28 protein-coding genes are annotated in these 24,319 nt (G+C 57.4%); 16 read left to right on the forward strand and 12 right to left on the reverse strand.

Annotated elements, in window-relative coordinates:
- The first annotated feature begins 79 nt into the window (after positions 1-79).
- Entirely contained in the window at positions 80-496 is a 417-nt protein-coding gene (locus CQ018_RS06835) for a hypothetical protein (protein ID WP_105549219.1), read from the forward strand.
- On the opposite strand, the gene CQ018_RS06840 is transcribed toward CQ018_RS06835, so the two are convergent.
- The 4 genes from CQ018_RS06840 to CQ018_RS06855 all read right to left on the reverse strand — a co-directional run bounded on the left by CQ018_RS06840 (position 493) and on the right by CQ018_RS06855 (position 4,877).
- Positions 493-1,599, reverse strand: a complete 1,107-nt coding sequence (locus CQ018_RS06840) for a sorbosone dehydrogenase family protein (RefSeq protein ID WP_105549220.1) — start codon at positions 1,597-1,599, stop codon at positions 493-495. The genes CQ018_RS06835 and CQ018_RS06840 overlap by 4 nt on opposite strands.
- A gap of 135 nt (positions 1,600-1,734) precedes the next feature.
- Positions 1,735-2,655 (reverse strand): glycine betaine ABC transporter substrate-binding protein, encoded by a 921-nt coding sequence (locus CQ018_RS06845; RefSeq protein WP_105549221.1) that lies wholly within the window; start codon positions 2,653-2,655, stop codon positions 1,735-1,737.
- 60 nt (positions 2,656-2,715) lie between these two features.
- On the reverse strand, positions 2,716-3,561 hold the full coding sequence (locus tag CQ018_RS06850) for a proline/glycine betaine ABC transporter permease (RefSeq protein WP_105549222.1): 846 nt from the start codon (positions 3,559-3,561) through the stop codon (positions 2,716-2,718).
- Entirely contained in the window at positions 3,561-4,877 is a 1,317-nt protein-coding gene (locus CQ018_RS06855; RefSeq protein WP_258142422.1) for a glycine betaine/L-proline ABC transporter ATP-binding protein, read from the reverse strand. Before CQ018_RS06855 ends, CQ018_RS06850 begins: the two co-directional genes overlap by 1 nt.
- 528 nt (positions 4,878-5,405) lie before the next feature.
- Here CQ018_RS06855 and CQ018_RS06860 point away from each other — a divergent pair.
- Both CQ018_RS06860 and CQ018_RS06865 read left to right on the forward strand, forming a co-directional pair.
- Entirely contained in the window at positions 5,406-5,744 is a 339-nt protein-coding gene (locus CQ018_RS06860) for a bifunctional 3-phenylpropionate/cinnamic acid dioxygenase ferredoxin subunit (protein ID WP_105549223.1), read from the forward strand.
- A gap of 99 nt (positions 5,745-5,843) precedes the next feature.
- Complete coding sequence (locus CQ018_RS06865; RefSeq protein WP_105549224.1) at positions 5,844-7,079, forward strand: NAD(P)/FAD-dependent oxidoreductase; 1,236 nt, start codon at positions 5,844-5,846, stop codon at positions 7,077-7,079.
- Here CQ018_RS06865 and CQ018_RS06870 read toward each other — a convergent pair.
- Positions 7,076-7,921: a hypothetical protein gene (locus tag CQ018_RS06870; RefSeq protein WP_146111833.1), complete on the reverse strand. Its 846-nt coding sequence runs from the start codon at positions 7,919-7,921 to the stop codon at positions 7,076-7,078. The two genes, CQ018_RS06865 and CQ018_RS06870, sit on opposite strands and share 4 nt — an antisense overlap.
- Positions 7,922-8,122: 201 nt before the next feature.
- Between CQ018_RS06870 and CQ018_RS06875 the strand changes: the two genes are divergently transcribed.
- The 3 genes from CQ018_RS06875 (at position 8,123) to CQ018_RS06885 (ending at position 10,612) form a co-directional block, all read left to right on the forward strand.
- The gene (locus CQ018_RS06875; RefSeq protein WP_105549226.1) at positions 8,123-9,385 is read left to right on the forward strand and encodes an MFS transporter; all 1,263 of its coding nucleotides are present in this window, start codon (positions 8,123-8,125) and stop codon (positions 9,383-9,385) included.
- A 134-nt stretch (positions 9,386-9,519) separates the two neighbouring features.
- Positions 9,520-9,972: a DedA family protein gene (locus CQ018_RS06880; protein WP_105549227.1), complete on the forward strand. Its 453-nt coding sequence runs from the start codon at positions 9,520-9,522 to the stop codon at positions 9,970-9,972.
- A 145-nt stretch (positions 9,973-10,117) separates the two neighbouring features.
- Positions 10,118-10,612 (forward strand): Lrp/AsnC family transcriptional regulator, encoded by a 495-nt coding sequence (locus CQ018_RS06885; RefSeq protein ID WP_105549355.1) that lies wholly within the window; start codon positions 10,118-10,120, stop codon positions 10,610-10,612.
- Between the two features lie 32 nt (positions 10,613-10,644).
- On the opposite strand, the gene CQ018_RS06890 is transcribed toward CQ018_RS06885, so the two are convergent.
- Entirely contained in the window at positions 10,645-12,102 is a 1,458-nt protein-coding gene (locus CQ018_RS06890) for a GuaB1 family IMP dehydrogenase-related protein (RefSeq protein WP_105549228.1), read from the reverse strand.
- Between the two features lie 164 nt (positions 12,103-12,266).
- Here CQ018_RS06890 and CQ018_RS06895 point away from each other — a divergent pair, with 164 nt between their 5' ends.
- The 3 genes from CQ018_RS06895 to CQ018_RS06905 all read left to right on the forward strand — a co-directional run bounded on the left by CQ018_RS06895 (position 12,267) and on the right by CQ018_RS06905 (position 14,926).
- Positions 12,267-12,560 carry a DUF1540 domain-containing protein gene (locus tag CQ018_RS06895; protein ID WP_105549229.1) on the forward strand — a complete coding sequence of 98 codons (294 nt, stop codon included), beginning with the start codon at positions 12,267-12,269 and terminating at the stop codon, positions 12,558-12,560.
- A gap of 288 nt (positions 12,561-12,848) precedes the next feature.
- A complete protein-coding gene (locus tag CQ018_RS06900; RefSeq protein WP_258142423.1) occupies positions 12,849-14,066 on the forward strand; it encodes an NRAMP family divalent metal transporter in 1,218 nt (405 codons plus the stop codon).
- Positions 14,067-14,110: 44 nt separating this feature from the next.
- Positions 14,111-14,926, forward strand: coding sequence for a putative hydro-lyase (locus tag CQ018_RS06905; protein WP_258142424.1), 816 nt, complete (start codon positions 14,111-14,113; stop codon positions 14,924-14,926).
- Between the two features lie 98 nt (positions 14,927-15,024).
- On the opposite strand, the gene CQ018_RS06910 is transcribed toward CQ018_RS06905, so the two are convergent.
- The 3 genes from CQ018_RS06910 to CQ018_RS06920 are packed head-to-tail and all read right to left on the reverse strand — an operon-like array spanning position 15,025 to position 16,479.
- Positions 15,025-15,345, reverse strand: coding sequence for a hypothetical protein (locus CQ018_RS06910; RefSeq protein ID WP_105549230.1), 321 nt, complete (start codon positions 15,343-15,345; stop codon positions 15,025-15,027).
- Positions 15,335-15,904, reverse strand: a complete 570-nt coding sequence (locus tag CQ018_RS06915) for a hypothetical protein (RefSeq protein ID WP_146111834.1) — start codon at positions 15,902-15,904, stop codon at positions 15,335-15,337. The genes CQ018_RS06910 and CQ018_RS06915 overlap by 11 nt, the downstream gene beginning before the upstream one ends.
- The gene (locus tag CQ018_RS06920; RefSeq protein ID WP_105549232.1) at positions 15,895-16,479 is read right to left on the reverse strand and encodes an RNA polymerase sigma factor; all 585 of its coding nucleotides are present in this window, start codon (positions 16,477-16,479) and stop codon (positions 15,895-15,897) included. The genes CQ018_RS06915 and CQ018_RS06920 overlap by 10 nt, the downstream gene beginning before the upstream one ends.
- Positions 16,480-16,690: 211 nt before the next feature.
- On the opposite strand from CQ018_RS06920, the gene CQ018_RS06925 reads away from it, so the two are divergent.
- The 6 genes from CQ018_RS06925 to CQ018_RS06950 all read left to right on the forward strand — a co-directional run bounded on the left by CQ018_RS06925 (position 16,691) and on the right by CQ018_RS06950 (position 19,375).
- Positions 16,691-17,179 carry an Asp23/Gls24 family envelope stress response protein gene (locus tag CQ018_RS06925; RefSeq protein ID WP_105549233.1) on the forward strand — a complete coding sequence of 163 codons (489 nt, stop codon included), beginning with the start codon at positions 16,691-16,693 and terminating at the stop codon, positions 17,177-17,179.
- A 4-nt stretch (positions 17,180-17,183) separates the two neighbouring features.
- Entirely contained in the window at positions 17,184-17,366 is a 183-nt protein-coding gene (locus tag CQ018_RS06930) for a hypothetical protein (protein WP_105549234.1), read from the forward strand.
- 2 nt (positions 17,367-17,368) lie between these two features.
- Positions 17,369-17,740 (forward strand): Asp23/Gls24 family envelope stress response protein, encoded by a 372-nt coding sequence (locus CQ018_RS06935; protein WP_105549235.1) that lies wholly within the window; start codon positions 17,369-17,371, stop codon positions 17,738-17,740.
- Complete coding sequence (locus CQ018_RS06940) at positions 17,737-18,309, forward strand: DUF6286 domain-containing protein (protein WP_105549236.1); 573 nt, start codon at positions 17,737-17,739, stop codon at positions 18,307-18,309. The genes CQ018_RS06935 and CQ018_RS06940 overlap by 4 nt, the downstream gene beginning before the upstream one ends.
- Positions 18,306-18,956, forward strand: coding sequence for a hypothetical protein (locus CQ018_RS06945; protein WP_105549237.1), 651 nt, complete (start codon positions 18,306-18,308; stop codon positions 18,954-18,956). Before CQ018_RS06940 ends, CQ018_RS06945 begins: the two co-directional genes overlap by 4 nt.
- Positions 18,957-19,111: 155 nt before the next feature.
- Positions 19,112-19,375, forward strand: coding sequence for a GlsB/YeaQ/YmgE family stress response membrane protein (locus CQ018_RS06950; protein WP_105549238.1), 264 nt, complete (start codon positions 19,112-19,114; stop codon positions 19,373-19,375).
- A 94-nt stretch (positions 19,376-19,469) separates the two neighbouring features.
- Here the strand turns inward: CQ018_RS06950 and CQ018_RS06955 are convergent, their stop codons facing one another.
- The 3 genes from CQ018_RS06955 to CQ018_RS06965 all read right to left on the reverse strand — a co-directional run bounded on the left by CQ018_RS06955 (position 19,470) and on the right by CQ018_RS06965 (position 22,891).
- Entirely contained in the window at positions 19,470-20,450 is a 981-nt protein-coding gene (locus CQ018_RS06955; protein ID WP_105549239.1) for a nucleoside hydrolase, read from the reverse strand.
- 147 nt (positions 20,451-20,597) lie between these two features.
- Entirely contained in the window at positions 20,598-22,115 is a 1,518-nt protein-coding gene (locus CQ018_RS06960; RefSeq protein WP_105549240.1) for an MDR family MFS transporter, read from the reverse strand.
- Positions 22,116-22,261: 146 nt separating this feature from the next.
- Entirely contained in the window at positions 22,262-22,891 is a 630-nt protein-coding gene (locus CQ018_RS06965) for a TetR/AcrR family transcriptional regulator (protein ID WP_181149770.1), read from the reverse strand.
- A gap of 121 nt (positions 22,892-23,012) precedes the next feature.
- Here CQ018_RS06965 and CQ018_RS06970 point away from each other — a divergent pair, with 121 nt between their 5' ends.
- Entirely contained in the window at positions 23,013-24,308 is a 1,296-nt protein-coding gene (locus tag CQ018_RS06970; protein WP_258142425.1) for an MFS transporter, read from the forward strand.
- The last annotated feature ends 11 nt before the right edge of the window (positions 24,309-24,319 follow it).

Here is a 24,319-nt window from a genome sequence, read left to right on the forward strand (position 1 = left end):
ATGTAGTGGCGCTCGGCTTTGCGCCACGACAAATAATGGCCCGGAGCAATTCTCGGGCTCAAGGCAATATCATGAGGGTGTGCGTGAAATTCTCGGGGCTGTGGGTCCCGCACTAGAACTCTTCGGTTGGTTCGCACTTCTTGGAGCCATCGGATTCTTTGTAGTGGCCAAAATTTCCAGGCGTGGTCATGCTACCTGGCGTGAAGCTCTCTGCGAGGTGACCTCGTTGGAGGGACAACGTTGTGTGGTCTGGAACACCGAGGACGGGGTTGCCCATAGTCGGGTGCTCGCCGAACTCGAACACGGCGAAGAACCGAGCATCATTCCTGAACGCGTATTTTTCAAACAGCACGAACCATTGCTGATCCGTTTGGTCCCGCCGCGCTCCAATGTGCGATTCATGCTGGTACTTGCCTGGACCATGACGGCATTGTGGGTTTTGAGCAATGTGGTTCCGCTCATTATGCAGCAACTATTGATTGCAGAGTCCGCCTAGAGGGCCAGCGATAGGATCCGTGAATCGGTGCCCTCATTTGTCGCAATTAATATTTCGTTCTTCGAAACAGCCATGACATCTCGTAATCGCCCCTGCTTGTCTAGAGCAATCCGGGCTGCGGACACCACGGCCCCATTGCCCGAGCTGGCAGCGGGCAGCTCTAGCCGCCAAAGCCGTTCACCACGGAGAGCCGTAATATAGGCGGCGCCTCCAACAATTGCCATTCCGCTCGGTGAAGCATCTGCCGTTGATGGCCATACGTACGCGGCATCGACGAGTCCTTCGCTGTGTGGTGCACCGGTCACCCGTGGCCATCCATAATTTGCGCCGGGTCGGATCAGATTCACTTCATCATCACGATCCGGACCCAACTCGGTAGCCCACAGACGATCCACCGAGTCCCAGACGAGGCCTTGGACGTTGCGGTGCCCATGGGAATACACCGGGGAGCCGGTAAAAGGATTGGATTCCGGGGTACTCCCATCGGGATTGATACGCAGGATTTTTCCGTTGAGTCGAGAGATTTCCTGGGCCGCTGGCTGATCGGTGGCATCCCCGGTACCGATATATAGCAGCCCATCGGGGCCTTGTTTTATACGCCCACCATTGTGAATAGTGGCCCGAGGAATCCCCGTCAAGATATTTTCTACGGGGCCCACCGTTGAACCTTGTAGCTCCATGCGCACCACCCGGTTATCGCTCTCGGTACTCATGAAGGCGTAGAGCCACTGTTGCGTTCCGGAATCGGAAATAACCGCCAGACCCAGCAGCCCGGCTTCACCGCCGGGGACTACTTGGGGTAGATGAACCAGCGGGGTAAGTGTCCCATCGGTGGCTAGCCGCAAAATTCGCGCGGTGTCGCGTTCGGAAATCAGCATGCTGCCATCCCCGGTGCGGGCCATTGACCATGGAGTATCAAGGCCGGTGGCCCTGGTTGTGATGTGAGCAGCGGTGCTGCTCCCGCTCTGCTCGGGTGTTGCCGTGGCACTCGGTTGATTCTCGGTGGAACACCCTGTCATGGCGCTCAAACCTAGGGCACCACCAAGGATCAACACCGTGCGGCGATCCATCCGGGGGCCGGCCGCGGGCCCAAGAGCCGTCATGGCCACGAGTCTAATCTGCACTAACACCGGCACGGAAGGGCACTGCTCAACGCCAAGAAAAAAGCCCGGGCCGCTTGGGATACCGGTACTACCGGTATCCCAAGCGGCCCGGGCCCTTGGGAAGCTACTGTGTGACTACTTAGCAGCGGTCAACGAATCGACCCATTCCTGATTCTCGGTGATCCACTTATCGACGATCGGACCGTAGTCCTGGGTTTCGTCCTGGTTGAACATGGCGTTTTCCAAGGAGAAGAGCTTGTCGTCATCCATCTTGAAGCCCGCCATCCAGCCCGTGAGGGTGGGGAAGTCGTCCTTGAATGTCAGGCTGCCGTAGGAGCTGATGTGCTCGGCGGTACCCAATGCACCCTTGGGATCTTCGAGGTCCTTGATGGGGAAGGCATCATAGGCCCAGTGCGGGCGCCACAACGTGACAACGATGTTGTCCCCGGCTGTGGTGGCCTTCTTCAACTCGGTCAACATCGCCGTGGTTGAGGAAGTCACGAAGTCCATCTTCTCCAAGCCGTAGTCCGGGCTGACCCGATCCTTCATAGCAGCAGTCAACCCTGCACCCGGGTCGATGCCTACGATACGGTTGCCGAACATGTCTGCCTTGGCGGCGAGCTCGTCCAAGGACGTGATGTCAGCGTCCTTATTGACAGCAACTGTCAGCTTGGCGTTTTCGTTCCACGTGCCCAGTTCCTGCATTTTGTCGCCGTACTTTTCTAAGTACTGAGCGTGGGTGTCCGGAAGCCAGACGTCCATGGTCATGTCGAAGTCGCCGGTGCTGACACCTGTGAAGACCGGTGCCGCATCGGCGCTGGTCAGGGTTACATCGTAACCCTTCTTGTCCAGAATGCGCTCCCAGAGATTGGAGACGGCAATGCCTTCGTCCCAGCCGGCGAACACGCCAATGGTCAGTTCCTTTTTGTCGCCGTTGTCGAGTCGCTCAACCGTGGGCGAAGCTGCCGGATCATTGCCGTCGCCCGATCCGCAGGCCGTCAGGGCTAGCGCGGACGCCGCGGCAACGGCCATCAGCGATATGAGTTTCTTTTTCATGAAAATTTCCTTTCAACGGTGGCTCCCGGCTGAATGGGTGCCTCATATATTGGTGACTGCCTACGCCGCCACGTGCTTCTTGGCATGGCTCAGCGAAGCAGTGATGCGATCTAGGAAGATCGCCAAGATGACAACAGCGAGGCCAGATTCCACACCCAACGGTGTATTCAAACTGGTCAAAGCCCCATAGACGGCACCACCGAGGCCGCCGGCGCCGATCATGCCGGCGATGACGACCATGGAGAGGGAAAGCATAATGATTTGGTTGATGCCGGCCATGATGGTGGGCATCGCCAGCGGGATCTGGATCTGGCGCAGGATACGCATCGGTGAGGCACCGAAAGCCTGTCCCGCTTCGACTACTTCTTTATCCACTGAACGAATTCCCAGCTCGGTGAAGCGAGCTCCCGGAGCCAGCGCAAAGGCGATGGTCGCCACGATGCCGGGAACTGGTCCGAGGCCCAGCAGCAACAACATCGGAATCAGGTACACGAAGGCCGGCATAGTCTGTAGGAAGTCCAAGACCGGTTTGACGATGCTGGAGACCACAGAGGACTTGGCAGCGGCGATGCCCAGCGGCACAGAGATGACCACAGCGACCAGCGATGCCACGAGCACGAGCGCTAATGAGTTCATGGCGTTTGTCCACTGGTTCATACCGTAGATCAGCAAGAAGCCAAGGACGCTACCCACAGCGAGCTTCCAGCCCTTGAGCCAAAATGCAAGGGCGGCAAGCACGATGATGATGACCCAGAAAGGTGGAGTCGTCAGGACCCAATCAAGCCCTGCGTAGAATTTCGCGAAGAAGACCTTGACACCATCGAAGAACGCTCCAAGGTTGGCGATGATCCAGTCAAGGGCTGTTTCCGCCCACTTACCCACGGGAATGCGGAACAAATTGTCCATTAGAGTGCGCCTCCCTCTTCACCAAATGGTTCCTGGGTAAATATCCGTGGTTTCTGACTGCCATCATCACTTCCGGCACTCTGCCCCGGGGGCAATACGTCCAGGGAGCTAGTCGTCGATGGCACGTTACCCAGAGCTGCAAGTAACGTTGCACGAGCCACAGCGCCGACCAACCTTCCACGTTCATCGATGACAGGCAGCGGGGTACTGCTTTCCACTGCACGTCCAAAAAGATCGTTGAGTGGAGTTTCAGAGGAAACTGCATCATCGGCACGGGTCAAGATCTCTGTGAGATCAGATCCTCCCCGATCGGCTAGCGCCTGGGTTTCGCGGTCGGTGACGATCCCGCGGAAGTTCCGGTGCCTGTCGACGACGAAGGCGCCGGAGGTCTGCTGCTCACGCATCGTCAACAATGCGGCGCGGGCACCACCGCTGATCGAGACCACGGCACGCGGATTCTGCATCACGGCACCGGCGGTGAGCACGCGCGTGCGGTCAACATCCCTGACAAAGGCCGAAACATAATCGTTGGCAGGGTGCGTAAGGATCTCATCGGGGGTGCCGATCTGCACGATCTCTCCATCGCGCATGACGGCGATTCGGTCACCGAGGAACATTGCCTCGTTCAAATCGTGGGTAATAAAAATGATGGTCTTGCCCAGATCCGCTTGTAGAGCGGCAAGCTGCTCCTGCATATCGCGGCGGATTAACGGGTCAAGCGCGGAGAATGCCTCGTCCATCAGGAGGATGTCTGTTTCCGAGCACAGCGCACGGGCAAGGCCGACGCGTTGCTGCATGCCACCGGAGAGCTGCGAGGGGTACTTATCTCCCCAACCGGTCAGCCCGACGGTGTCGAGCATCTTGGTGGCTAGGTCGGTACGTTTTTTCTTATCTACGCCCTGAATCTCCAACGCATAGGCGGCGTTTTCCAATACCGTGCGGTGTGGCAACAACGCAAAGTGCTGGAAGACCATGGAAATGCTTTTTTGCCGGACCTCGCGCAGCCGCTTTCCGGAGATCTTGGAAATGTCTACATCTCCAATGTGAACCGACCCGCTGGTCATGGGCCACAGTCCGTTGAGCATCCGGATCAACGTTGACTTGCCGGAGCCGGATAGACCCATGACAACGAAGATCTCTCCGGGTCGCACCTCAAACGACGCATCGATGACTGCCGCGGTTCCCAGCGGTGCCACATCCTCACGGGTCTGACCCTCTTGGAGCGCTTTCACTGCTTCTTGCGGTCTACGCCCGAACACCTTGAAGGCGTTTGCGACACGTAGGGCCGGCGGTGCTGCCCCGGGTGCTGATTTCATGGGTAGTTCCATCCACGTGGAGCGCGGAAGATCCGGCCTCACGATTTGTGCTTTCTGGATCACAGAGCCGTTGCGATCGGCGGGTGAGCCCCTCGCAACGGATGAGACTTAGAACCCTCACGCTAACAGCAGCTTCACGAAAAAAGGAGAAGAAAGTCACATAATCTTGTTTTTTAGCTCGGTGTAAAACCCTTATTTCCCCATGTCCGCGCGGTAATAGCGGTGTTACGACATTGTGATACTCGACGGCGTCTCACATTGATTCACGATCGAATTTCATGCAAAACGTTCACCGATCTTCGAGAACAATGTGAGCACAATGATAAAAGTTATCCACTCAATATCGGGTGTTATCGGCAGAAAGAAACGCATATAAGTTATTTTGGTGCAGATGCTTCCCTCAATCGACGCATTTTGGTTCGGCAGTTGGGTCGCGGCTCGAAAAGCGGGATGATGGAGGGGAAAGCAATCAGTCTTTTGCCACCGAGAATCAAACGATGGCAACTACACACCTCAGGAGGCCACCTCATGCGTGAGGCAATCAATATCGGTTCGGTCGATGACATCGACGAAGGCGAAGCACTAGTCATCCCCGCCGAAGATAACGGCACCAAGGACGATATCGCGGTATTCCACGCAGAAGATGGAAACTTCTACGCAATCAACGATGAATGCACCCATGAGACGGCCTCGCTTGCCGATGGGTGGATCGAAGGCACCGAGGTAGAATGCCCGGTTCACGCCGCGAAGTTCTGCCTCAAATCGGGTGCGGCACTGTGCCTTCCGGCAACTGTTGCGGCACGCACGTACAAGATTGAGGTTCAGGACGGGGACTTGTTGCTCTACCCGGATACCCCCGTCGTCTAATTCCTTGCCGTCCCCGGCATTTCCTCTTAGGGCCTATGGCTCAAGCCTCAGGTTCAAGGCCAAGAACACACCCAGCAGAAAGTCGTGCTCCCGCCCCTCATGGATATCAACTCAATCCTCATTATTGGCGGGGGCCTGTCCGGGTTCACCGTGGCACAAAACCTGCGCACGCGCGGCTACGACGGAACCCTGGGTATCGTTGATCCCGACGGGATTCCCTACGACCGTCCACCGCTGTCAAAGGCCTACCTGCTGGGGCAGAAGGATGCCGGGGGCATCGCGCTGGCCCCAGAATCCTGGTACACCCAACACGATGTCGAGATCATCACCGGTACAGCCAGGGAGCTTTTACTCGCGGAAAGTAAAGGCCCCGATGCCCAAGGTATCGGTGTACGGCTGACCGATGACAGGGAACTTTACGCGGATCGTATCGTGTTGGCACTGGGCGGTCAGGCCAGAACACTGCCCATCGAAGGCGGTGATCTTGACTCGGTGCTGGTGCTGCGGGATCGAGCAGACGCAGATAAATTACGCAGCAAACTTCACCCCGGAACTCATCTGGCCATCATTGGCGCCGGGCTAATCGGTGCCGAGGTTGCCTCCGCGGCGCTGAAACTAGGCGCCACGGTAAGCCTGATTGACCCCATCGACCCACCCCTGATTCCGGCGGTGGGCCAAGAACTGGCCCGCAAACTCCATGACATGCACACCCCCGCTGGCATCACCACGGTGCAGGGTACTCCGGCGCGCATAAGCTGTGCTCAGGGGATGCACACGGTAGAACTTGTTGATGGAACACTGATCACCGCGCATGAGGTCCTCGTCGGCATCGGTATGGTGCCCAATACCTCGATGGCGCAGGTCGCCGGCCTAGAAACAGATCACGGGATCATCGTCGATGAACACCAACGCACCAGTGATTCGCACATCTATGCGGTGGGCGATGCTTCACGTACCCGCACTACAACCGGTGAATTACTGCGCCGTGCAGAACACTGGGAATACGCAATGAATACCGGTGCAACGGCGGCCGCATCGCTCAGTAACCAGGAACTCCCTCAACACGGAGCCTCATGGTTCTGGTCCGATCGCCACGGCGTCCATGTGGAAGGCGTGGGGGAAATGAACGCCCAAGGCACCACCATCCTGCGGTTCATTGATGATTCCCCCGTGGCAGCATTTAGGCTCGGCGAACATGGGAAACTTGTGGGCGCAGCTGCCATCGATGGGGGACTCACGATCAGGGCGGCACGGCGCATCATCGATCGCGGGATCATTGTTGACCCGGTGGCCCTTGCCGACCCGAACATTCCGCTTAAAAAGCTGGCCCGCTAAGCATCATCGCGAAGCGCATCGAGCGTCTCAATCGCCGCATCGGTACCTAACTCTGCACGCGCAGCCGGGTGCTGTAAGTAATGAGCTAGCGTGCGTAGCAATAAGTCTGGGTTAGCCGAAAGTTCGTGAACCTGGATCAACACTGCTGTGTCTTTGGAGCTTTGCTCGGCCCGTGCTTGGTTGAAGCGTTCGATCCGAATCCATGCCGGCCCGCGGCGGCCCAACGGGTGACGCCCCGGTGGGTCGGCCGCCTCGATGGCCGAAATTTCATTCCAATAGATTTCGGCCATGCCGTGCGAATCATATTGCACCACTCTGCTGCGCGTTAGATAGACCCCTGGGGCCTGGTCAACAGCTGCAATTTTGGCCATGCGCAGCCCTCGACCAATCAAAAATATTGCGCAACCTATGAGCAAGGCCCCGGCAATAGCCGCAATAACTGTTGGAACATTATCGTGCATGAAAAGCAGCTTGGAGCTCAGCGCAATGCTTGCTACAAGCACCACCACGGCCAAACCCACCATGAGCGCGGCAAGAGTCGTTGAGGTTCTAAATATCGGGAACCACGTGGCGGCACGCTGCCCCGTACTCGTTTCTACTGCAGCGTTTCCCACCCTGGTATCTACCGTGGGTCGACGAAAAGTCGAGAACACCACCAAAACGAGGCTCAGTGCGCTGGCCAAAAGTGCTGTTGAAAGTGCTGGCCGCCCATGCCAGAAGGCGTAGATTCCTGCGCCACTGAGGAAAAGGATCAAGAGGAATGTTGGCAATAAATGGTGGGCAAGGTTCCAGCCTCGGTGTCGAGGTCTCCACATAGACGACCCGCGTCCCGATTCACTCATATCAATAGCTTAATCCGGCACGTCAACTAAGTAACTAAACCTTTGGGCTGATTAACCGAAGAAATACGCATTTGCTGGAAAACTCGCTTACGATGAACGCATCATGGAATCAATACGTAAACGTACAAAACTCATTACCTGGTGCCTCATTGGTGCATTGGTGGTGGGCACCGGAGCCGGGCTGCTGTCCGGACTCGTCTAATGATTGACGATGATGCCGGAACCGGTTCGGCACCCGAAGCGCTCAAGGAGCCAACAACACCCGTCACCAAGCGATGGGTCAGTTCGGTTGTCCTGGTCAATCTTGGCATCAACGTCGTTATCTTCGCCCCTATCAATGTGCTCCTTGGTCTCCAAGCAACGGCCATCGACCCGGCGAACAAGGAAGCCATTCTCTCACTTGTCACTGCCTGCGGAGCGGCTGTGGCGTTGGTTTCCAACCCACTCTTTGGTGCGCTTTCGGATCGCACCACATCGGCCATGGGCCGGCGTTCTCCATGGATTCTTGCCGGAGCGATACTTGGCGTAGCTTCACTCTTAATTCTCTCCGGAGCCACAACCGTGGGGCTGATGCTCATTGGTTGGTGCGCACTTCAAGCATCGATCAATGCCGCGTACTCATCAGTTACTGCAACGATCCCTGACCGGGTCCCACAAGCCAAGCGTGGGGCGATTGGCGGATTAGCCGCCATGGGACAAACGGTTGGCATCCTGCTTGGAGCAGTTGTCGGGTTTGTCATTTTTGGGAACATCTCGGCTGGCTACATAATCTGTGCCGCAGCCCTTGCTGTTTCCGTTATTCCATATTTGCTCAAACCCAATGATCCGCACCTGCCCAAGGAATACCGGAAGCCGTTTGCCCTTGGCACATTTTTCAAGAGTTTCTGGATAAACCCAGCCAAACACCCCGACTTCGGCTGGGCCTGGTTGACCCGACTCATCATGAATGTTGGCAACCAGATGACAATCGTTTACCTCTTGTTCTATCTCACGGATGTGGTGAAATATCCGGATCCCGCCGGGGGAGTGCTCATTTTGACGGGCACCTACGCAGTCATGGTCATCATCAGTGCAATCATTTTTGGGCCGATGAGCGATAAGAGCGGCAAGCGGAAAATCTACGTGATTTTCTCATCGGTGGTTGTCTCCTCTTCGGCCCTGATCATTGCGATTTTCCAAACCTTCCCCGGCGCCATGGTGGGAGCAGCGGTTCTCGGGTTCGGGTTCGGTGCTTACCTTGCCGTTGACTTTGCCCTGCTGACCATGGTGCTTCCCTCGGCGCGCGAACGGGCCAAGGACATGGGAGTCATCAATATAGCCAACTCCTTGCCACAAGTTATTGCTCCGGCACTTGCACTCTTTGCCGTCACTGTTTTAGGCAGCTACACAGCCCTGTTTGTTGTTGCTGCGGGCATTGGACTTGTTGGAGCATTCCTGGTGCGCAATATTCGTTCAGTCCCGTAATCCACCTGGGTCAAGGCCGTGCCAGACTTGTCCCTGCTGCTTGCCAAGAGTCGACTTTAAATCACGATAACCACGCGGTGTCTGGTAGATCACTAAAAGTCTCATCACTTCGATACCAACGTTAGGATTTAGGGATGGACTGGTTACGGGATGCATCTTTCGGTTGGGCGTTTGCATTTATGTTCCTGCTGGCCATGGCGCGCGCTAACACCACCTATTGGGTAGGCCGTGGGTTGGCAGCGGGAGTCAAGCACACCAGATTCCAGCACGTGATGACAGGCCCCATCTATCAGCGCGCCGAACGCTTCATCCAGCGTTGGGGCATCTTTGCTATCCCACTCTCCTTCATGACCGTTGGCATTCAAACTGCGGTCAATGCAAGTGCCGGAGTTGCGCGCATGCCGTTGATTCGCTATATTCCATCCGTCATCGTCGGATGTCTGATCTGGGCCACCATCTATTCAACCGTGGGTATGGCTGTTGTCTACGCGTGGATTGCTATTGGCTGGCAATGGATTATCGCCGGTGCCTTGGTCATCGGCATTACTACCTACGCCTGGATTCGCTACCGCCGCCGCGAGGGTTAACACTCCTGTCTTTCTTCCCTGTTATCGCCCGCAGTGATGTGCGGTGGCTAGCGTAGGGCTTCTTGCGGCGCGTTGGGCACTTTTGCAAATTTTCATCGGTACTATCGGATGAACCAAGTACTATTTGCGAAAGTTGGGTGCCGCGGTGGCCATTGCAGCGAAAAATCTTCGGGATTCCGGTCCTGTCGAATTGGACGACATCGACAGGGGTCTGTTGCGCATGCTGACCGAGAATGCGCGACGCACTAACAACTCGCTGGCCGAGGAGCTTGGGATTGCTCCTTCCACCTGTCTGGCGCGACTCAATGCGCTACGCTCTGCCGGGGTGATCCGACGCTTCACCCTAGAAATTGATCCGGTAGTGCTGGGGCACGCGCTCGAAGCTCTGATTTTTGTGAAGATTCGCCCCGGGGCCCGCCATCTCATGTCCACATTTGCCGAAGAAATGCGTGCCAAGCCCGGAGTTACCCAGCTGTTCTTCCTGGGTGGGGCCGATGACTTCTTGATTCACGTTGCGGTGCGCGATTCAAATGATGTGCGCCAATTTGTTCTCGATAATCTGTCGGCAAACCCGGCTGTGGCAACCACCCAGACCTCACTGGTCTTCGAACATAGTCAGGGCGCCGTTCCCTGGCTTTAGACGGTGGGCTTCACCGCGTGCTCGGGGAAATGCTACCAGGACGTTTCCCGTGCTCGACCCTCCTCGTAACCAGCAGCCGACTGCACCCCGACGATGGCACGGTCGTGGAACTCGGGAATTGAATTTGCGCCGGCATAGCTGAAGGATGAGCGAACGCCGGAAATGATCGAGTCGATCAAGTCCTCAACGCCCGGGCGCTGCGGATCAAGGAACATCCGTGAATGTGAGATGCCTTCCTCAAAGAGCGCCGCACGTGCTCGCTCGAACGCGCTCTGGTGGCGGGTTCGCTGCTGTACAGCGCGCGCCGAGGCCATTCCAAAGCTCTCCTTGTACAGTCTTCCTTGACCATCGCTTGCCAAGTCGCCTGCCGATTCGTAGGTACCGGCAAACCACGAACCAATCATGACAGATGCAGCCCCGGCAGCCAGTGCAAGTGCGACATCGCGTGGATATTTCACACCACCATCCGCCCACACCGAAGCACCTAGTTCTTGGGCCGCCTGGACGCATTCGAGGACCGCTGAAAATTGTGGTCTGCCCACGCCCGTCATCATTCGAGTTGTACACATGGCCCCGGGACCCACCCCGACCTTCACAATATCTGCACCCGCCGCCACTAAATCTCGGGTTCCGGCGGCCGAAACCACGTTGCCAGCGGCAATGGGAATCCGCCGCCCGGTGCGTTGGGCAAAGTCATCACGCGCGGCAACCACCGGCGGTAGTGCGTCAAGCATTTTTTCTTGATGTCCGTGTGCCGTATCAACAACAATGACATCCACACCAATGTTCAGTAGGGCAGTGGTCTTTGCCGCAACATCCCCATTGATGCCCACCGCGGCACCGACCATGAGCCGGCCGTCGGGATCCAGCGCTGGAGTGTAGATCGAGGAACGCAACACGGATTTTCGGGTCAGCACACCGACGAGATTTTCTCCGTCAAGAACCGGCACCAAACCCAGATGCATATTGGTGAGGGTTTCAAATATTGAATCCATGCCCGCATCGTGGCTGACCGTGACGATGTCTTCGGTCATCACCTGGGCTACCGGGGTAAACCTGTCGACGTTTAGGCAATCTTTTTCTGCAATGATGCCCACCGGGCGTTGTCCCTCGAGTACTACGGCAGCTCCATGAGCGCGCTTACCCAGAAGGGCAAGCACGCTTGAAACACTGTCGGTGGGACTGACCGTAATGGGGGTTTCGAAAACCGGATGGGCGGACTTGATGCGCGAGATCATGTCGGTGAGCGCAGTCAAGGAAATATCCTGGGGCAAAATAGCAATCCCGCCGCGCCTTGCAATCGTCTCTGCCATACGTTTTCCCGCAACGGCAGTCATGTTGGAGACCACCAGCGGGATGGTGGTGCCCACGGAATCCGGGGTTCTTAGATCGACGGCGGTGCGCGAGAGCACCGCAGAACGTGATGGCACCATAAAAGTGTCGTTGTAGGTCAGATCATGGGCAGGCTGAACATCATTGAGAAATCGCACGTCTTCAGGCTACAGCTCAAGCGCCGGCATTAAGTGCTCCATGTCACGTGCGGATGCTAAATAGGATGTAAAAGTGGCACTAATTTATTTGGGGCAACGGGCGTACCGTGGTGATCAAGCGCGATCCGAACCCAGTGTGATCGCCTTGAACGACGGAGAGAATCATGACGGTCACGGTTCCGGTCACTGAATGTGCCGTAGCAAATTGCTCGTTCAACGATCACTCGCATTGCGGTGCCGCGGGGATCACCATCGGCGGTCATACCGACCACGCCCAGTGCGCAACATTTATCGACACGGGTGTTCACGGGGGACTTCCAAAGATCTTGGCTTCGGTGGGTGCCTGTCAACGCACCGAATGCATTCACAACGATCATCTGCTCTGCGGTGCCACAGAGGTGCGTGTTGGACCCGGAGCGGATAATGCCGATTGTTTAACATACGCGCATCAGGACTAGCCAACCCGGTAATCTGAGCCCTCAAGGCGAGCTGTTGTTCCCGGGGTGCCCGGCCGCCTGGTGTGGCGGTCGGGGCTTCGCGGAAGTCATGCGAGTTTGGCAGGGTTTGATGAAAGATTCTTGCCCTGTTTTGGCTCCTGCCGCTGGAATGTTTTCTTGCCCGGGGACCCCCCAATACAGCAAATTGTTGAACAACCCCTTGCCATGATTGTTCAACAACATGTAATGTACCTTTCATTGCTCCCCTTCTTGTGACAGCTGTCACCCACACTCTTGATGGATGGAATCATGGCTACTCCCAGCATTAAACCGAAGCTCAGTGCTTCAGCCCGGCGCACAGCAATGCTCGGTGCCATGTTCCTCATGGCCACCAGCGCCATCGGCCCCGGGTTTATCACCCAGACCACCGAGTTCACTGTAAAGATCGGTGCTTCCTTCGCCTTCGCGATCGTCGTCTCCATCCTCGTTGATATTGCCGTGCAGCTAAATGTCTGGCGCGTCATTGGGGTCTCCGGTCTACGCGCCCAAGAACTGGGCAACAAGGTGCTTCCCGGTGTTGGCTGGTTGCTCGCTGCGCTTGTCTTCATCGGTGGCATGGTCTTCAATATCGGCAATATTGCAGGTACCGGTCTGGGCGCAAACGCCATGATGGGCATCGACCCCAAGATCGGCGGCATTATTTCCGCCATCGTTGCTATCTTGATCTTCCTGTCCAAGAAGGCCGGCATGGCCCTGGACAAGATTGTGGTGATGCTCGGCGCGATCATGATCCTGCTGATGCTCTACGTGGCAATCGTCGCGGCGCCACCCGTTGGTGAAGCACTGAAAAACTCGGTACTGCCAGAGAACATCGACTTTTTGATCATCACTACCTTGATCGGTGGCACCGTCGGCGGTTACATTACCTACGCCGGAGCCCACCGCATGCTCGACTCCGGTGCCGCGGGCATCGAAAACGTCAAGGACATCACCAAAACTTCAATCCTGAGCATCATCGTCACCGGCATCATGCGCGTGCTGCTCTTCCTGGCGATCCTCGGCGTGGTAGCCGGGGGAGTTGTACTCACCAGCGATAACAAAGCAGCCGAGGCCTTCGGCCACGCGGCAGGCGATATTGGCATGCGTTCCTTCGGCGTGATCCTCTGGGCCGCAGCACTGACATCCGTGATCGGCGCCGCCTACACCTCGGTTTCCTTCGTCACCAAGTCGACCACACCCGAACGCACCCGCAACCTGATCACCGTCGCATTTATCGCCGTTTGCGCGGTCATCTATCTCTTCCTAGGCCAGGCACCACAAACCCTGCTGATCTTCGCCGGTGCCTTCAACGGCCTGATCCTCCCGGTGGGCTTCGCGGTTCTGCTCTACGCGGCATGGCGCCGCCGTGATCTGCTGCAGGGCTATGTTTACCCCAAGTGGCTGCTCATTATTGGTGTTGTGACTTGGCTGCTGACGCTCTTCTTGGGCTGGAACTCGCTGGCGGGTCTGGCCAAGCTCTGGGCCTAACGACAAGAAACTTTAGTACCATCCGCTGAAAGGAATCATCGGCCATGAACGTCAAGGATATGCAGTCAATCCTGCCAGAAGATCGTGCAGAGCTTTCCCCTGCACAAGCCCGTGAACTCTTCCGCAATGGGCTGGCCGTTCCCACCGCGGGTTTCTCGTTGGGCTACGCACAGGCGAACTTGATCATCGTGCCCAAGGAACAGGCGTTCGACGTGTTGCTCTTCGCCCAACGCAACCCCAAGTCCTGTCCTATCTTAGGTGTGCTGGATGCCGGGGAGACCAGCGGAGACTTGCTGGCCGGCGGCGATATTCGCACCGACGTGCCAGGGTACATCGTGTACGAAAACGGGGTGAAGGTTGCAGAGCCCCGGGATCTGACCGAATACTGGCGTGATGACCTTGTCACCTTCATCGTTGGCTGTTCGTTCACGTTCGAAACGGCTTTGATGGAAGGCGGAATCAAGATCGCGCACATCGATCAGGGCGTCAACGTGCCGATGTACAAATCAAACATTCGCAGCGCCTCGGCCGGGTCCATGTCCGGGCCCATGGTGGTCTCGATGCGCCCGATCCCCGCCTCGCAGGTGTCCGATGCTGTGCGCATTACCTCACGCTACCCGGCGGTGCACGGGGCACCGGTGCACATTGGCAATCCTGAAGAATTGGGGATTGCGGATTTGTCCAAGCCTGATTTCGGGGACCCGGTGGACATCCCTACCGGGCACATTCCGGTGTTCTGGGCCTGCGGGGTCACCCCACAGGCAGCCGTCATGGAATCCAAACCCGTACTAGCCATCGGCCACGCACCGGGGTACATGCTCATCACCGACGCCAAGGATAGTGCGTACCTGATTCCCTAAACGAGTATTCGGCAAGCTGTCAGTCAGCTACGGATGTCAGGAGACAGCATCGATGGGTGCTATCCACCCTGGAGGAGTCCTTGGTTGGCGAGGAGCCGCTACAGCACCGTAACGTCTACGTTGAGTGCATCCGGGTTTTCGAGGTAGTCGGCGAGTACCGCATGGATTCGCTGTTGGACCATGCCCGCAACCTCAAGCGCATTTGCGTCCTTGAGCAGACCAATGTCTAGTTGTGCGCTCACCGAATCACCACGCCAACTCAGTCGAAGTAGGTCGTGCTCGGGTACCTTTTTTCCCGCCAGCTCTTTCCAAATGCTGTGGGTTGGTGCGTAAATTTCTCGCACCCCGGGTTCTTGACGCGCGGCCTGAATCGCCAGCATACGAATCTTCGCCGGGATGCTCTGGGAACTAGAAGTCATGGAAAACGTCCTCCAGATTGATATCAATGTCGTCTAGGGAGATCCCAATGGCTTGGGCAAAGCGGGCGCGCAGCGCGTCTCTGATCCCGTTGGTCAATCGAACGCCATCTTCTCCGGCTTCCAGTGCCAGATTGATGGACATGGAAATGGACTCGGGATGGCTTCCGGGAAGGATTTTGTGGGTCCGTAACGCAACTCCGCGTATCGAATCGACTACCTCACGTAAGGTTTCCAAGAGCACATAGCCGCTGATTCGGAGGGTGCCTAACGTCGTAATGCGTAGGGTGAACCGTGTGCCACGCCGAATTTCGGCTTTGATGCCATCCATGACTCGGCCACGGATGCTTCCTAAGAGAGCCGTATCGGCTTCATTCTCGGAGTCATTGCCGATTTTCCATTGTGTGGTTGCCTTGGCCAAGGGAGCTAAACGCTGGCGTTGAGCTTGGCAATAGGGGCAACCGAGTTCGTGCTGATCTGGAGGCATACTCAATCGTGACCAGAGTTCATCCTCGCTGCGGCCGCAACTGTAAGGCAGGTCAGAGACCTGTGTTATTTCCAAGGCTGCATCCTTTCTGCGAGGGTGACACGGGCACGGGCAATTCGGCCACGCACCGTGGTAAGCGGTGCGGAAACTATCTTGGAGATATCTGAGTAGGAGAGATCGTGAACCTCTTTCAAGACCCAACACTCTCGTTGGGTTGCGGGTAACTCGTTGACAAATCGTCGCAGTTCCACAATTGCTGCACGCGTCTCAGCGCTCGATTCCAAAGATGCGTTGGCACGTGGCTCTAAGACCTGACGGGGACCGGGGTTGCCCTCCTCATCGTGGAAATCCTGCGGGAGCGGGGTGCGCTTTCGCAGGTGGTCGATGCAGCGGTGTCGAGCGATGCGGTAGAGCCAAACGCTCAAAGCTTCGGGGGATTGCAAGGTCGATAGCTGGCGCCAAGCGCTCAGATAGACCTCTTGCAAAACATCCTCGGCTTCACCCGACGAATTAATCATACTCCTGCAGAATCTGAGCAAACCATGCTGGTAGAGCACCAGAATATTTTCGAAGGCGCGAGGATCACCTGATTGTGCCCGAGCAACTAAGGTGCGTAGCTCGTGTTGGTCTGGTTTTTCCGGACCCGACATATGCGCTCCTAGCCGCCCAACCAAATCGGGCTTATTACTCGGTAGTAGGTCTATAACCTACGAGGTAAATAGCGTCCTGAAAACCCCTGCCGTCATCCGACGTCAAAAATTTGTTTCAAATTTACCAAAAGTTTCCGTGACGATTTGGGGACCTCACACGTCTGTATCTGTGTAATGCACCAAAGCTCTTGAAGAAACGGATGGATAGACAATGTCAGAGAACAACAACCGAACCCTTCCCAAGACAACCGAAGAGGCGCAGGCGGCCGAAGCAGCAACCAAGGACGAAACCCCGAAGGGTCCGCTGCACACAGAATTCGGATCCACGACCATCGCCGACACCGTGGTGCAGAAACTTGCAGGCATCGCAACCCGCGAAGTCCCCGGCGTATACGCCATGGGCAATGCTGCCCGACGTGCACTGAATTCCCTGGCCGAACGCATCCCCGGTTCGCAGACCAACGTCAGCGGCGGCGTCAGCGTCGAAAAGGGCGAACGTCAGACCGCAATCGATGTCAATGTGGTTGTTGAATACGGTGCGGCGATCGCCGAAGTCGCCGAAGAAATCCGTCGCAATGTCATCCAAGCCGTCGAACACGGAACATCTCTGGAAGTTCTGGAAGTCAACGTGAATGTCAGCGACGTTCATCTTCCCGAAGATGACGACGAGTCCACCGACCGCTCAGATCGCTTGGAGTAAGGCCATGACAACCACCCGATTCAGCGTTGCGGTGGGGCTGGTGCTGGGCTCCGTGTGGGTCTTTGGCGGATTCTTCTCAATGCTGTTGGTGGCCCTCGTGGCGTTGGCAGCTTTCTGGATCGGCCACGTCTTGGAAGGACGCGTAGACCTGCATGAAGTGGTCTCTCGACTACAAGGGCGGCGCTGAGCATGGAGCGCGAATCGAATGACCCGGCACATCGGGGGAGCCTGAGCGTCAACGAACGGGTAGTTGAACGTATCGCCGCCAAATCGGCGGCGCGGCACCCGCAGGTCGGAGCCAGAAGTGGCGGGGTGCTCGGCATCGGAGAGACGAACGATTTCGGGGCCCTGCCACCTGTCAACGTGTCACTCGCCGGCAACGTCGCTTCTATTAGCCTGAAAGTCGCGCTGCGCTTCCCCACGGATCTGCGGGCCATCACAGCCCAGATCCGTGAGGCGGTGGTCACCGACCTGCGGACCCTTGCAGATATCACCGCGGCCCCCGTGGACATCGAGGTGCAGTGGCTCGAGAACGCACCTGCGGCAAGGAGGATCCTGTGAACAGCGAAGTTACGGCCGGCACGCGCGTCAATTCCCCCGCACCCGTTGCCAGAACACGTTCTACCCGCGGGCTTGCGGCCACGATCACCGCAATACTGATTGGTGCAGTTGCCATCACGATGATCGCGGCCGGATTTAGCCGAATCAGAACCGGTCAATGGCCCGAGTTCGTGCTCTTCGTGGCTAGTGACCGGTCGCTGACCGGCTCAAGCCCGCTGGTCATTGCCGTGGCTAGCCTGCTGGCGATACTGGGGTTGATCCTGCTGCTCAGCGCACTGATTCCCGGACCACGGAAGCATTTTGCCGTGGCCACCGAAAATTCACGTGACGTGCGGATCAACGGTTCCGGAATCGCTAGGCTGGTTGAACATCGCATCGATTCGATCGATGGCGTCTCTGCGGTGCGCGCAAATTTGCGCCGCGTGCGCGTCGAGGTGCGCGTCAGCACACCTTTACGCGCTACCGAGACGGTTCACAACAAGGCACTGAGCGCGGCCACCGAGGTGCTAGAAGATACCCTTGAAGCCCCGCTCCCACGTATTAACATTCAGGTGAGGAGCCTGTCATGAGGCATTCGGAAGGGACCTGGAACCGCGTGGCGCTCGCCTTGTGGGGACTCGGACTGCTCGCCGCCGCAAGCTGGGTACTGTGGCCGGCATTGGTGGGGCTGTTGTGGAACGAAGACGCGGCCAATACCACCCGTTATTGGGGTGCCGATGGCGCCCGGCGCGTCTTGGATTTTCCCGGCGGGATTGCCTTTGCCGACTGGTTTGCCGCGGCGGTGATAGTACTGGGGCTGTTGCTCCTAGTTCTTGCGGTGTCTTGGCTCATCAGGCAGTTGCCCCGAACCCCCCGTGCGGGAACGCTGAAGCTCGAAGATGATGTGGCTAACGGGACCACCACGATGCAACCAAGCGTCCTAGAGGGCGCCTTGAAGCACATGGCGGAGGACGACCCCGCAGTACAGTCTGCCCAGGTGGCGCTGCATGGGAGCGCTAATTTTCCGGGGTTACTGCTACGCATCACTGCCGAACCTTGGGCACGATTGCCGGATCTGAGCCGCAGCCTTTCCGAACGGCTTCAGCAAGCTCTCGAGCTGTCGTTGGGTGTGGAGGCAGAGGACACGGCCATCGAATTCTCGGTGGCACGCAAGCAACAACAGGTAGCGCACCGTGGCATGGCTAGTAGTGCGGAACCGAAAGTGGGGCGGAAATGAGAAACCGGATATTGCTGGCCTTGGGCGTGTGGGCCTTAGGTTGGCTGCGCGGTCGAGTTCAACGCCGCAATGCCAGCAAACGCGTTGACCGCAGCTCATAAGGCTCGAACGAATACTCAAGAAATCAACATAATGCGACAAGGAAAGAAGTAATCATGACTATCTTTGGATGGATCCTTATCGGTCTCATCGCGGGCGCACTGGCCAAGGCGATTCTTCCCGGAAAACAAGGTGGTGGCTGGATCGCTACTTTGGTGCTTGGCGTCGTGGGAGCCATGGTTGGTGGTTTCATTGGCAATGCCGTTTTCGGCGGCGGACTACAGAACTTCTTCTCACTCCAAACCTGGCTGCTGGCCACCGGTGGCTCAATTGTGGTGCTGCTGATTTGGGGCATGGTGACTGGCAAACGTAAGGAGTAACATTTCAGGTTCTGAAATTGGTTCACTTGCTTTGCTCAGGTGGTGTGCTTCTTCCCTGGCCCGGGAAGAAGCACACCACCTGCTTTTAATGCGTTTAGGCCGAAATGTTGGTTGCTAAGGCTAGGGTGCTGTGCATAATTTCATCCATGGCGCACTCCTGAGCGATGAGCACCACGCGACAGGTGGCCCCGGCCGGCTTGGGATAACCCTTGTAGAGCCCACGCATATCGCAGATGGTTTGCCCGCGACCCGGACCATCGGTTGCATCAACGATGACTCGTGCATAGGGGGCGCTGAGTGCTTCTACCCGTCCAATGGCGATGGCTGCTGCCAACGGATCATGCATCGCGGAACACGGACGTCCAAAGACACCGATGTAGAAATCGAAGTAGTAGCCGAGCATGTCTCCGACGGCGCTCAACGCAGGGTGCTCGCTTGCCAGCAGCCGTAGCCTGTCATCTTCCTCGAGCACGTGGTGCATGGTGACATCAAGCGGTACCAACACAATTTCCCAGTTCGCCGCAAAGACCTCGGCAGCTGCCAGTGGATCCCCGTGGATGTTGGCTTCGGCGACGGCTGTGATATTTCCCGGCGCGATAGCTGCACCACCCATGATGGTCAGTTCGGCAATCAGCGCCGGAAGGTTTGGCTCCAGACGTAATGCCGCGGCAATGTTGGTCAGCGGTCCGATCGCGATGACCCGCAATTCACCGGGGTACTTGCGTGCCATGGTCACCAAGAGTTCGGCGGCGCTCATGGCTTCCGGCGTGCCGGTGATTTCCGGTAGCTGGACATCGCCGATTCCATTGTGGCCATGCACGTGGGTGGTGCCGCCGTGGTAGCTACCCTCCAATGGATCATGGCCGCCCACAGCGACAGGAATATCTGTACGTCCGGCGAGCGCCAGCAGGGCTTGGGTATTGCTGGCGCCCTGTGCCGCACTGGTGTTTCCGGAGACCGATCCGATACCAACCAGATTGGTACCGGCGCCCAAGAGGTAGACAAGAGCCAGCGCATCATCGATCCCGGTATCGCAGTCTAGGAAGAAGGGTCGGGAATCGGTGCTGTGGCTCATGTAATTTTCCTCGTTTGTGAGTCATTGGTGCGCTGAGACAGCGACAAGGCTCCCGGAGGTCGTACCCGTTGCATTGCGTGTCGGGTGAGACTCGGGAGCCTGTCGTTGAAGCAGATATCAAGCGTACCGTTTGCCGAAGGCCTCCGGTTAGCCGCGTGTGGTTGCCAACGGGGTTTCCTTGATCATAAAGCCAAGTATCAAGGCGCCTACGGCGAGGAAGATGGAAATGATGAAGATCTGTGGCATGGAGCCCGCCATTGCGTCGGCGATCAGGGCCTGGCTGCTGGCGGGAAGTGAGTGGACGAATTCTGGGGTCAGCGAGCCCAGCCCGCCTTCGCCGCCCGGAGCAATCTCGATGCCGCTGCCGGCGATCTTGGTGGTGAATGAGGAGACGAAGATCGAGCCGAAGACCGCGATGCCTACCGAGGCACCGATCATGCGGAAGTAGTTGGTGGCGCTTGTGGCGACGCCTAGATCTGCGCGCGATACCTGGGCCTGGACGATGACCACGAGGTTTTGCATCATCACACCGATGCCGATGCCTACCATGAACATGCCTGCAGCTGCCATGAGGTACGGGGTGTGGGCGTCCATGAAGCCCAGTAGTCCAAGGCCGCCGAGGGTAAGGATGGGGCCGGTGATCAAGAAGATTTTGTAGCGTCCGGTCTTGGAGACCATTGCGCCGCTGCCCATTGAACCAAAGACGTTGCCAAGTGTCATCGGGATCATCATGAGGCCCGATCCTACTGCGGTGGCGCCGTTGACCAGCTGGAAGAAGGTTGGCAGGTAGGAGATGGTGGAGAACATGGTTACGCCCACCAAGATCCCGGCAATGGTTGCTATAAGCACCTGACGGTTTTTGAAGAGATATCCAGGTAGTACCGGGGAGCTTGCGCGGCGTTCAACAACAATGAAAAGTGCCACGAGGGTTAGTAGTGCTGCGCTCTGGCCAAGGATCAGCGGGGAAGTCCATCCGTGGGTGCCGCCCTGGCTGGTGATCAGGACCAGCAGAACCGAGGCCGAAGAGAGCAGCGCCATGCCGGCATAATCAAGGGAACCAGTGGATTTAGGGGTCTTGGGTAGCTTCAGGTATTTGAGAATGAAGAAGAGCGCGATGGCACCGAGTGGCACGTTGATGTAGAAGATCCAGCGCCAGCCCCAAGACTCGGTGATGATTCCGCCCAGCAGTGGGCCGCTGATTGACGCCACCGCGAATGCCGCGCCGAGCAGGCCCATGTATTTTCCTCGGTCACGGGGTGGGACCATGTCGGCAATGATGCCCTGCGCGCCGATCATCAATCCGCCGCCGCCAAGACCCTGCAATGCGCGGAAGGCGATGAGCAGTGGCATGGAGGTGGCCATGCCGCTGAAGACCGAGCCGGCCAGGAAAAGCAGAATTGCGAAGACGAAGACGGGTTTGCGACCGAATTGATCGCCGAGCTTGCCGTAGATCGGCAGCCCGATGGTGGAGGCCAAAATGTAGGCGGTGATGACCCAAGCGAGCTGGTTGAAGCCGTCGAGTTCGCCCACGATGGTGGGTAATGCGGTGGCGACGATGGTTTGGTCTAGGGCGTTGAGTAGCACCGCCAGGATCAGGCCGGCAAAGACCAGCTTGAAGGCTGGAGCCTGAACTTTCTCGCGGGCTGCGGACAGAGTTGCATCCATGGCTCTGCTGTTATCTCGTTTCGGTGGGTGCGACTGAGGGCGTGAACGCTACCGCCACCATTAACAGTACGTAACCGTACCGTTAATGGCAATGTGTCATCCCCGTGATCCTCGGCACCCACCTAAATACGGTGCCACAAGCTGATTTATGCCTGAGGATTTGCCGCGGCACGCAGCGCCGGAATAATAACCGCATCAATCACCGAAGCAATATATTTCTTATCAACCGGACGTGCCTCGACCGCCAAACGATGGAACACCAAGGCGGGCAAAGCACCGCGCAATGGTTCCAACCCCGCTCCGCCGCTCAGCTCGCCACGTTTGATCGCGCGGCTAATCACCGCCTCAATGGCGATACCGCGAGGAATCGACACCCTGGTCATAAAGAGTTCACGCAGCTTCTCATCGCGGGGCAACGCAGCCAAAAGGTTCATGAAGATCTGATCGCGCATCTTATCTTCGGCAAACCACACCCCGGTCAGCTCCAAAAGATCTTCACGCAGCGACCCGGTATCCGGGGCGGGAGCACTCCATTCAAGATCACCAATCACCCCGGCCACCAGCTCTGCCTTTGAAGCCCAACGCCGGTACAGCGTCGCTTTCGATGCCCCCACGCGCGTGGCAATCGCTTCCATAGTGAACTGTTCATAACCGACCTCGGCCAACAACTCCTGGGCAGCCTGCAGGATCAATTGATCCTTGGCCGCGTCTCTTGGACGTCCGCGCTTGGCCGGAGTAAGAGCTGTTTCGGGGGACTGGGCATGTAGATCGGTCACACCGCCCAGTCTATCGACCATCTATACGTCGGTATCTGCTGCGTAAACTTGCAGCGTCATCAATCCAGGCCCACATGAACAAACATGAAACACTTGCCAGCAACGTGAAATAACATCCCAAGTGAAAGTCGGAGAGCCCACCACCATGTCCAGCTCGGTCAAATATTGGTTCCCCGCAGCACTGAGCCTGATGGTTGTCGGGTGGGGAGCGAATCAGTATGTTGCGTTACTGGTGCACTACAAACAAGACCACGGATTCTCCGAACTGCTCGTCACCTCGCTGTTAGGTGTCTACGTAGTGGCACTAGTCCCGGCACTGCTCATCGGCGGAAGATATTCGGATAAAACCGGGCGTAAAAAGCTAACAATCATCGCTGTATCTCTCTCCATGGCCGCGAGCCTGACGCTGATGGGCGTGGCCTGGGGACCGGCGCCCCTCTTCGTGGGAAGACTCTTGGCCGGAGCCGCCACAGGATTGGCAATGGCCGCGGCGACAAGCTGGGTCAAGGAACTCTCCCAGCGGCCTTGGGATGCCCACGCGGTGCCAGGCTCGGGTGCCCGTCGTGCCTCGCTGCTGACCAGCGCAGGATTCTGCCTCGGACCGGTCATTGGCGGAATCCTTGTAGCCGCAGTCCCGGGTCCAGACTTCGTTCCCTATGCTGTGCATATCTTATTGTGCATCCCGCTACTCTTTATTCTGCTCAAACTGCCAGAAACTCGCGAACGGCAAGGTGCTTCCGCGCAGATCAATGCAGGTCCAAAGGCCGCTAGCGTTGCCGCGGTGGCCCATGCTGGCGGACGCAAACGCTTCTGGGCGGTCATTGCACCCGCGGCACCTTGGGTTTTTGCGGCGGCAACCATGGGTTTTGTTGTCATCCCGGAAATGGTCCCAGCCATGCGCGAAGAACGCCTGATCTACACAACGGTGACAGTTGGAATCACCATGGGCTTCGGAGTGCTGATTCAGCCACTGGCCCGACGCTTAGATACTGTCAGCAACGCCCGATCCCTGCTCTGTGGAGTTACTGTCGTATTGCTAGGCATGAGCGTAGGACTAAGCGCGATCCTGCTCAATAGCCCAATACTTGGTCTGGTGACATCGGCCCTGCTTGGCTGCGGAAACGGGCTATTGATGGTCAGTGGACTACTTGAACTTCAGCGGGCTGCAGACCCCAACGAGCTAGGTACCCTTACCGGCTTCTTCTACACCCTTGCCTACGCCGGATTCCTGGCACCAACTATTATTGCCTTCATCGCCCAATGGGTCAGCAACCTGTGGATCATGGGAGGCACCATCATCCTGTGCATGATCTCCTTGGCTGTTATCGCGCTGAACTCCCGCAAACATCTGCCCCAAGCTCTCGAGCAAGTCGACGCCGAGCCCGGGGCTCAGGCGATGAGGACAGCAAGAAGCTAGCTTCAGTCACA

This window comes from Arthrobacter sp. MYb227 (assembly GCF_002975435.1).
GTDB lineage: Bacteria > Actinomycetota > Actinomycetes > Actinomycetales > Micrococcaceae > Paeniglutamicibacter.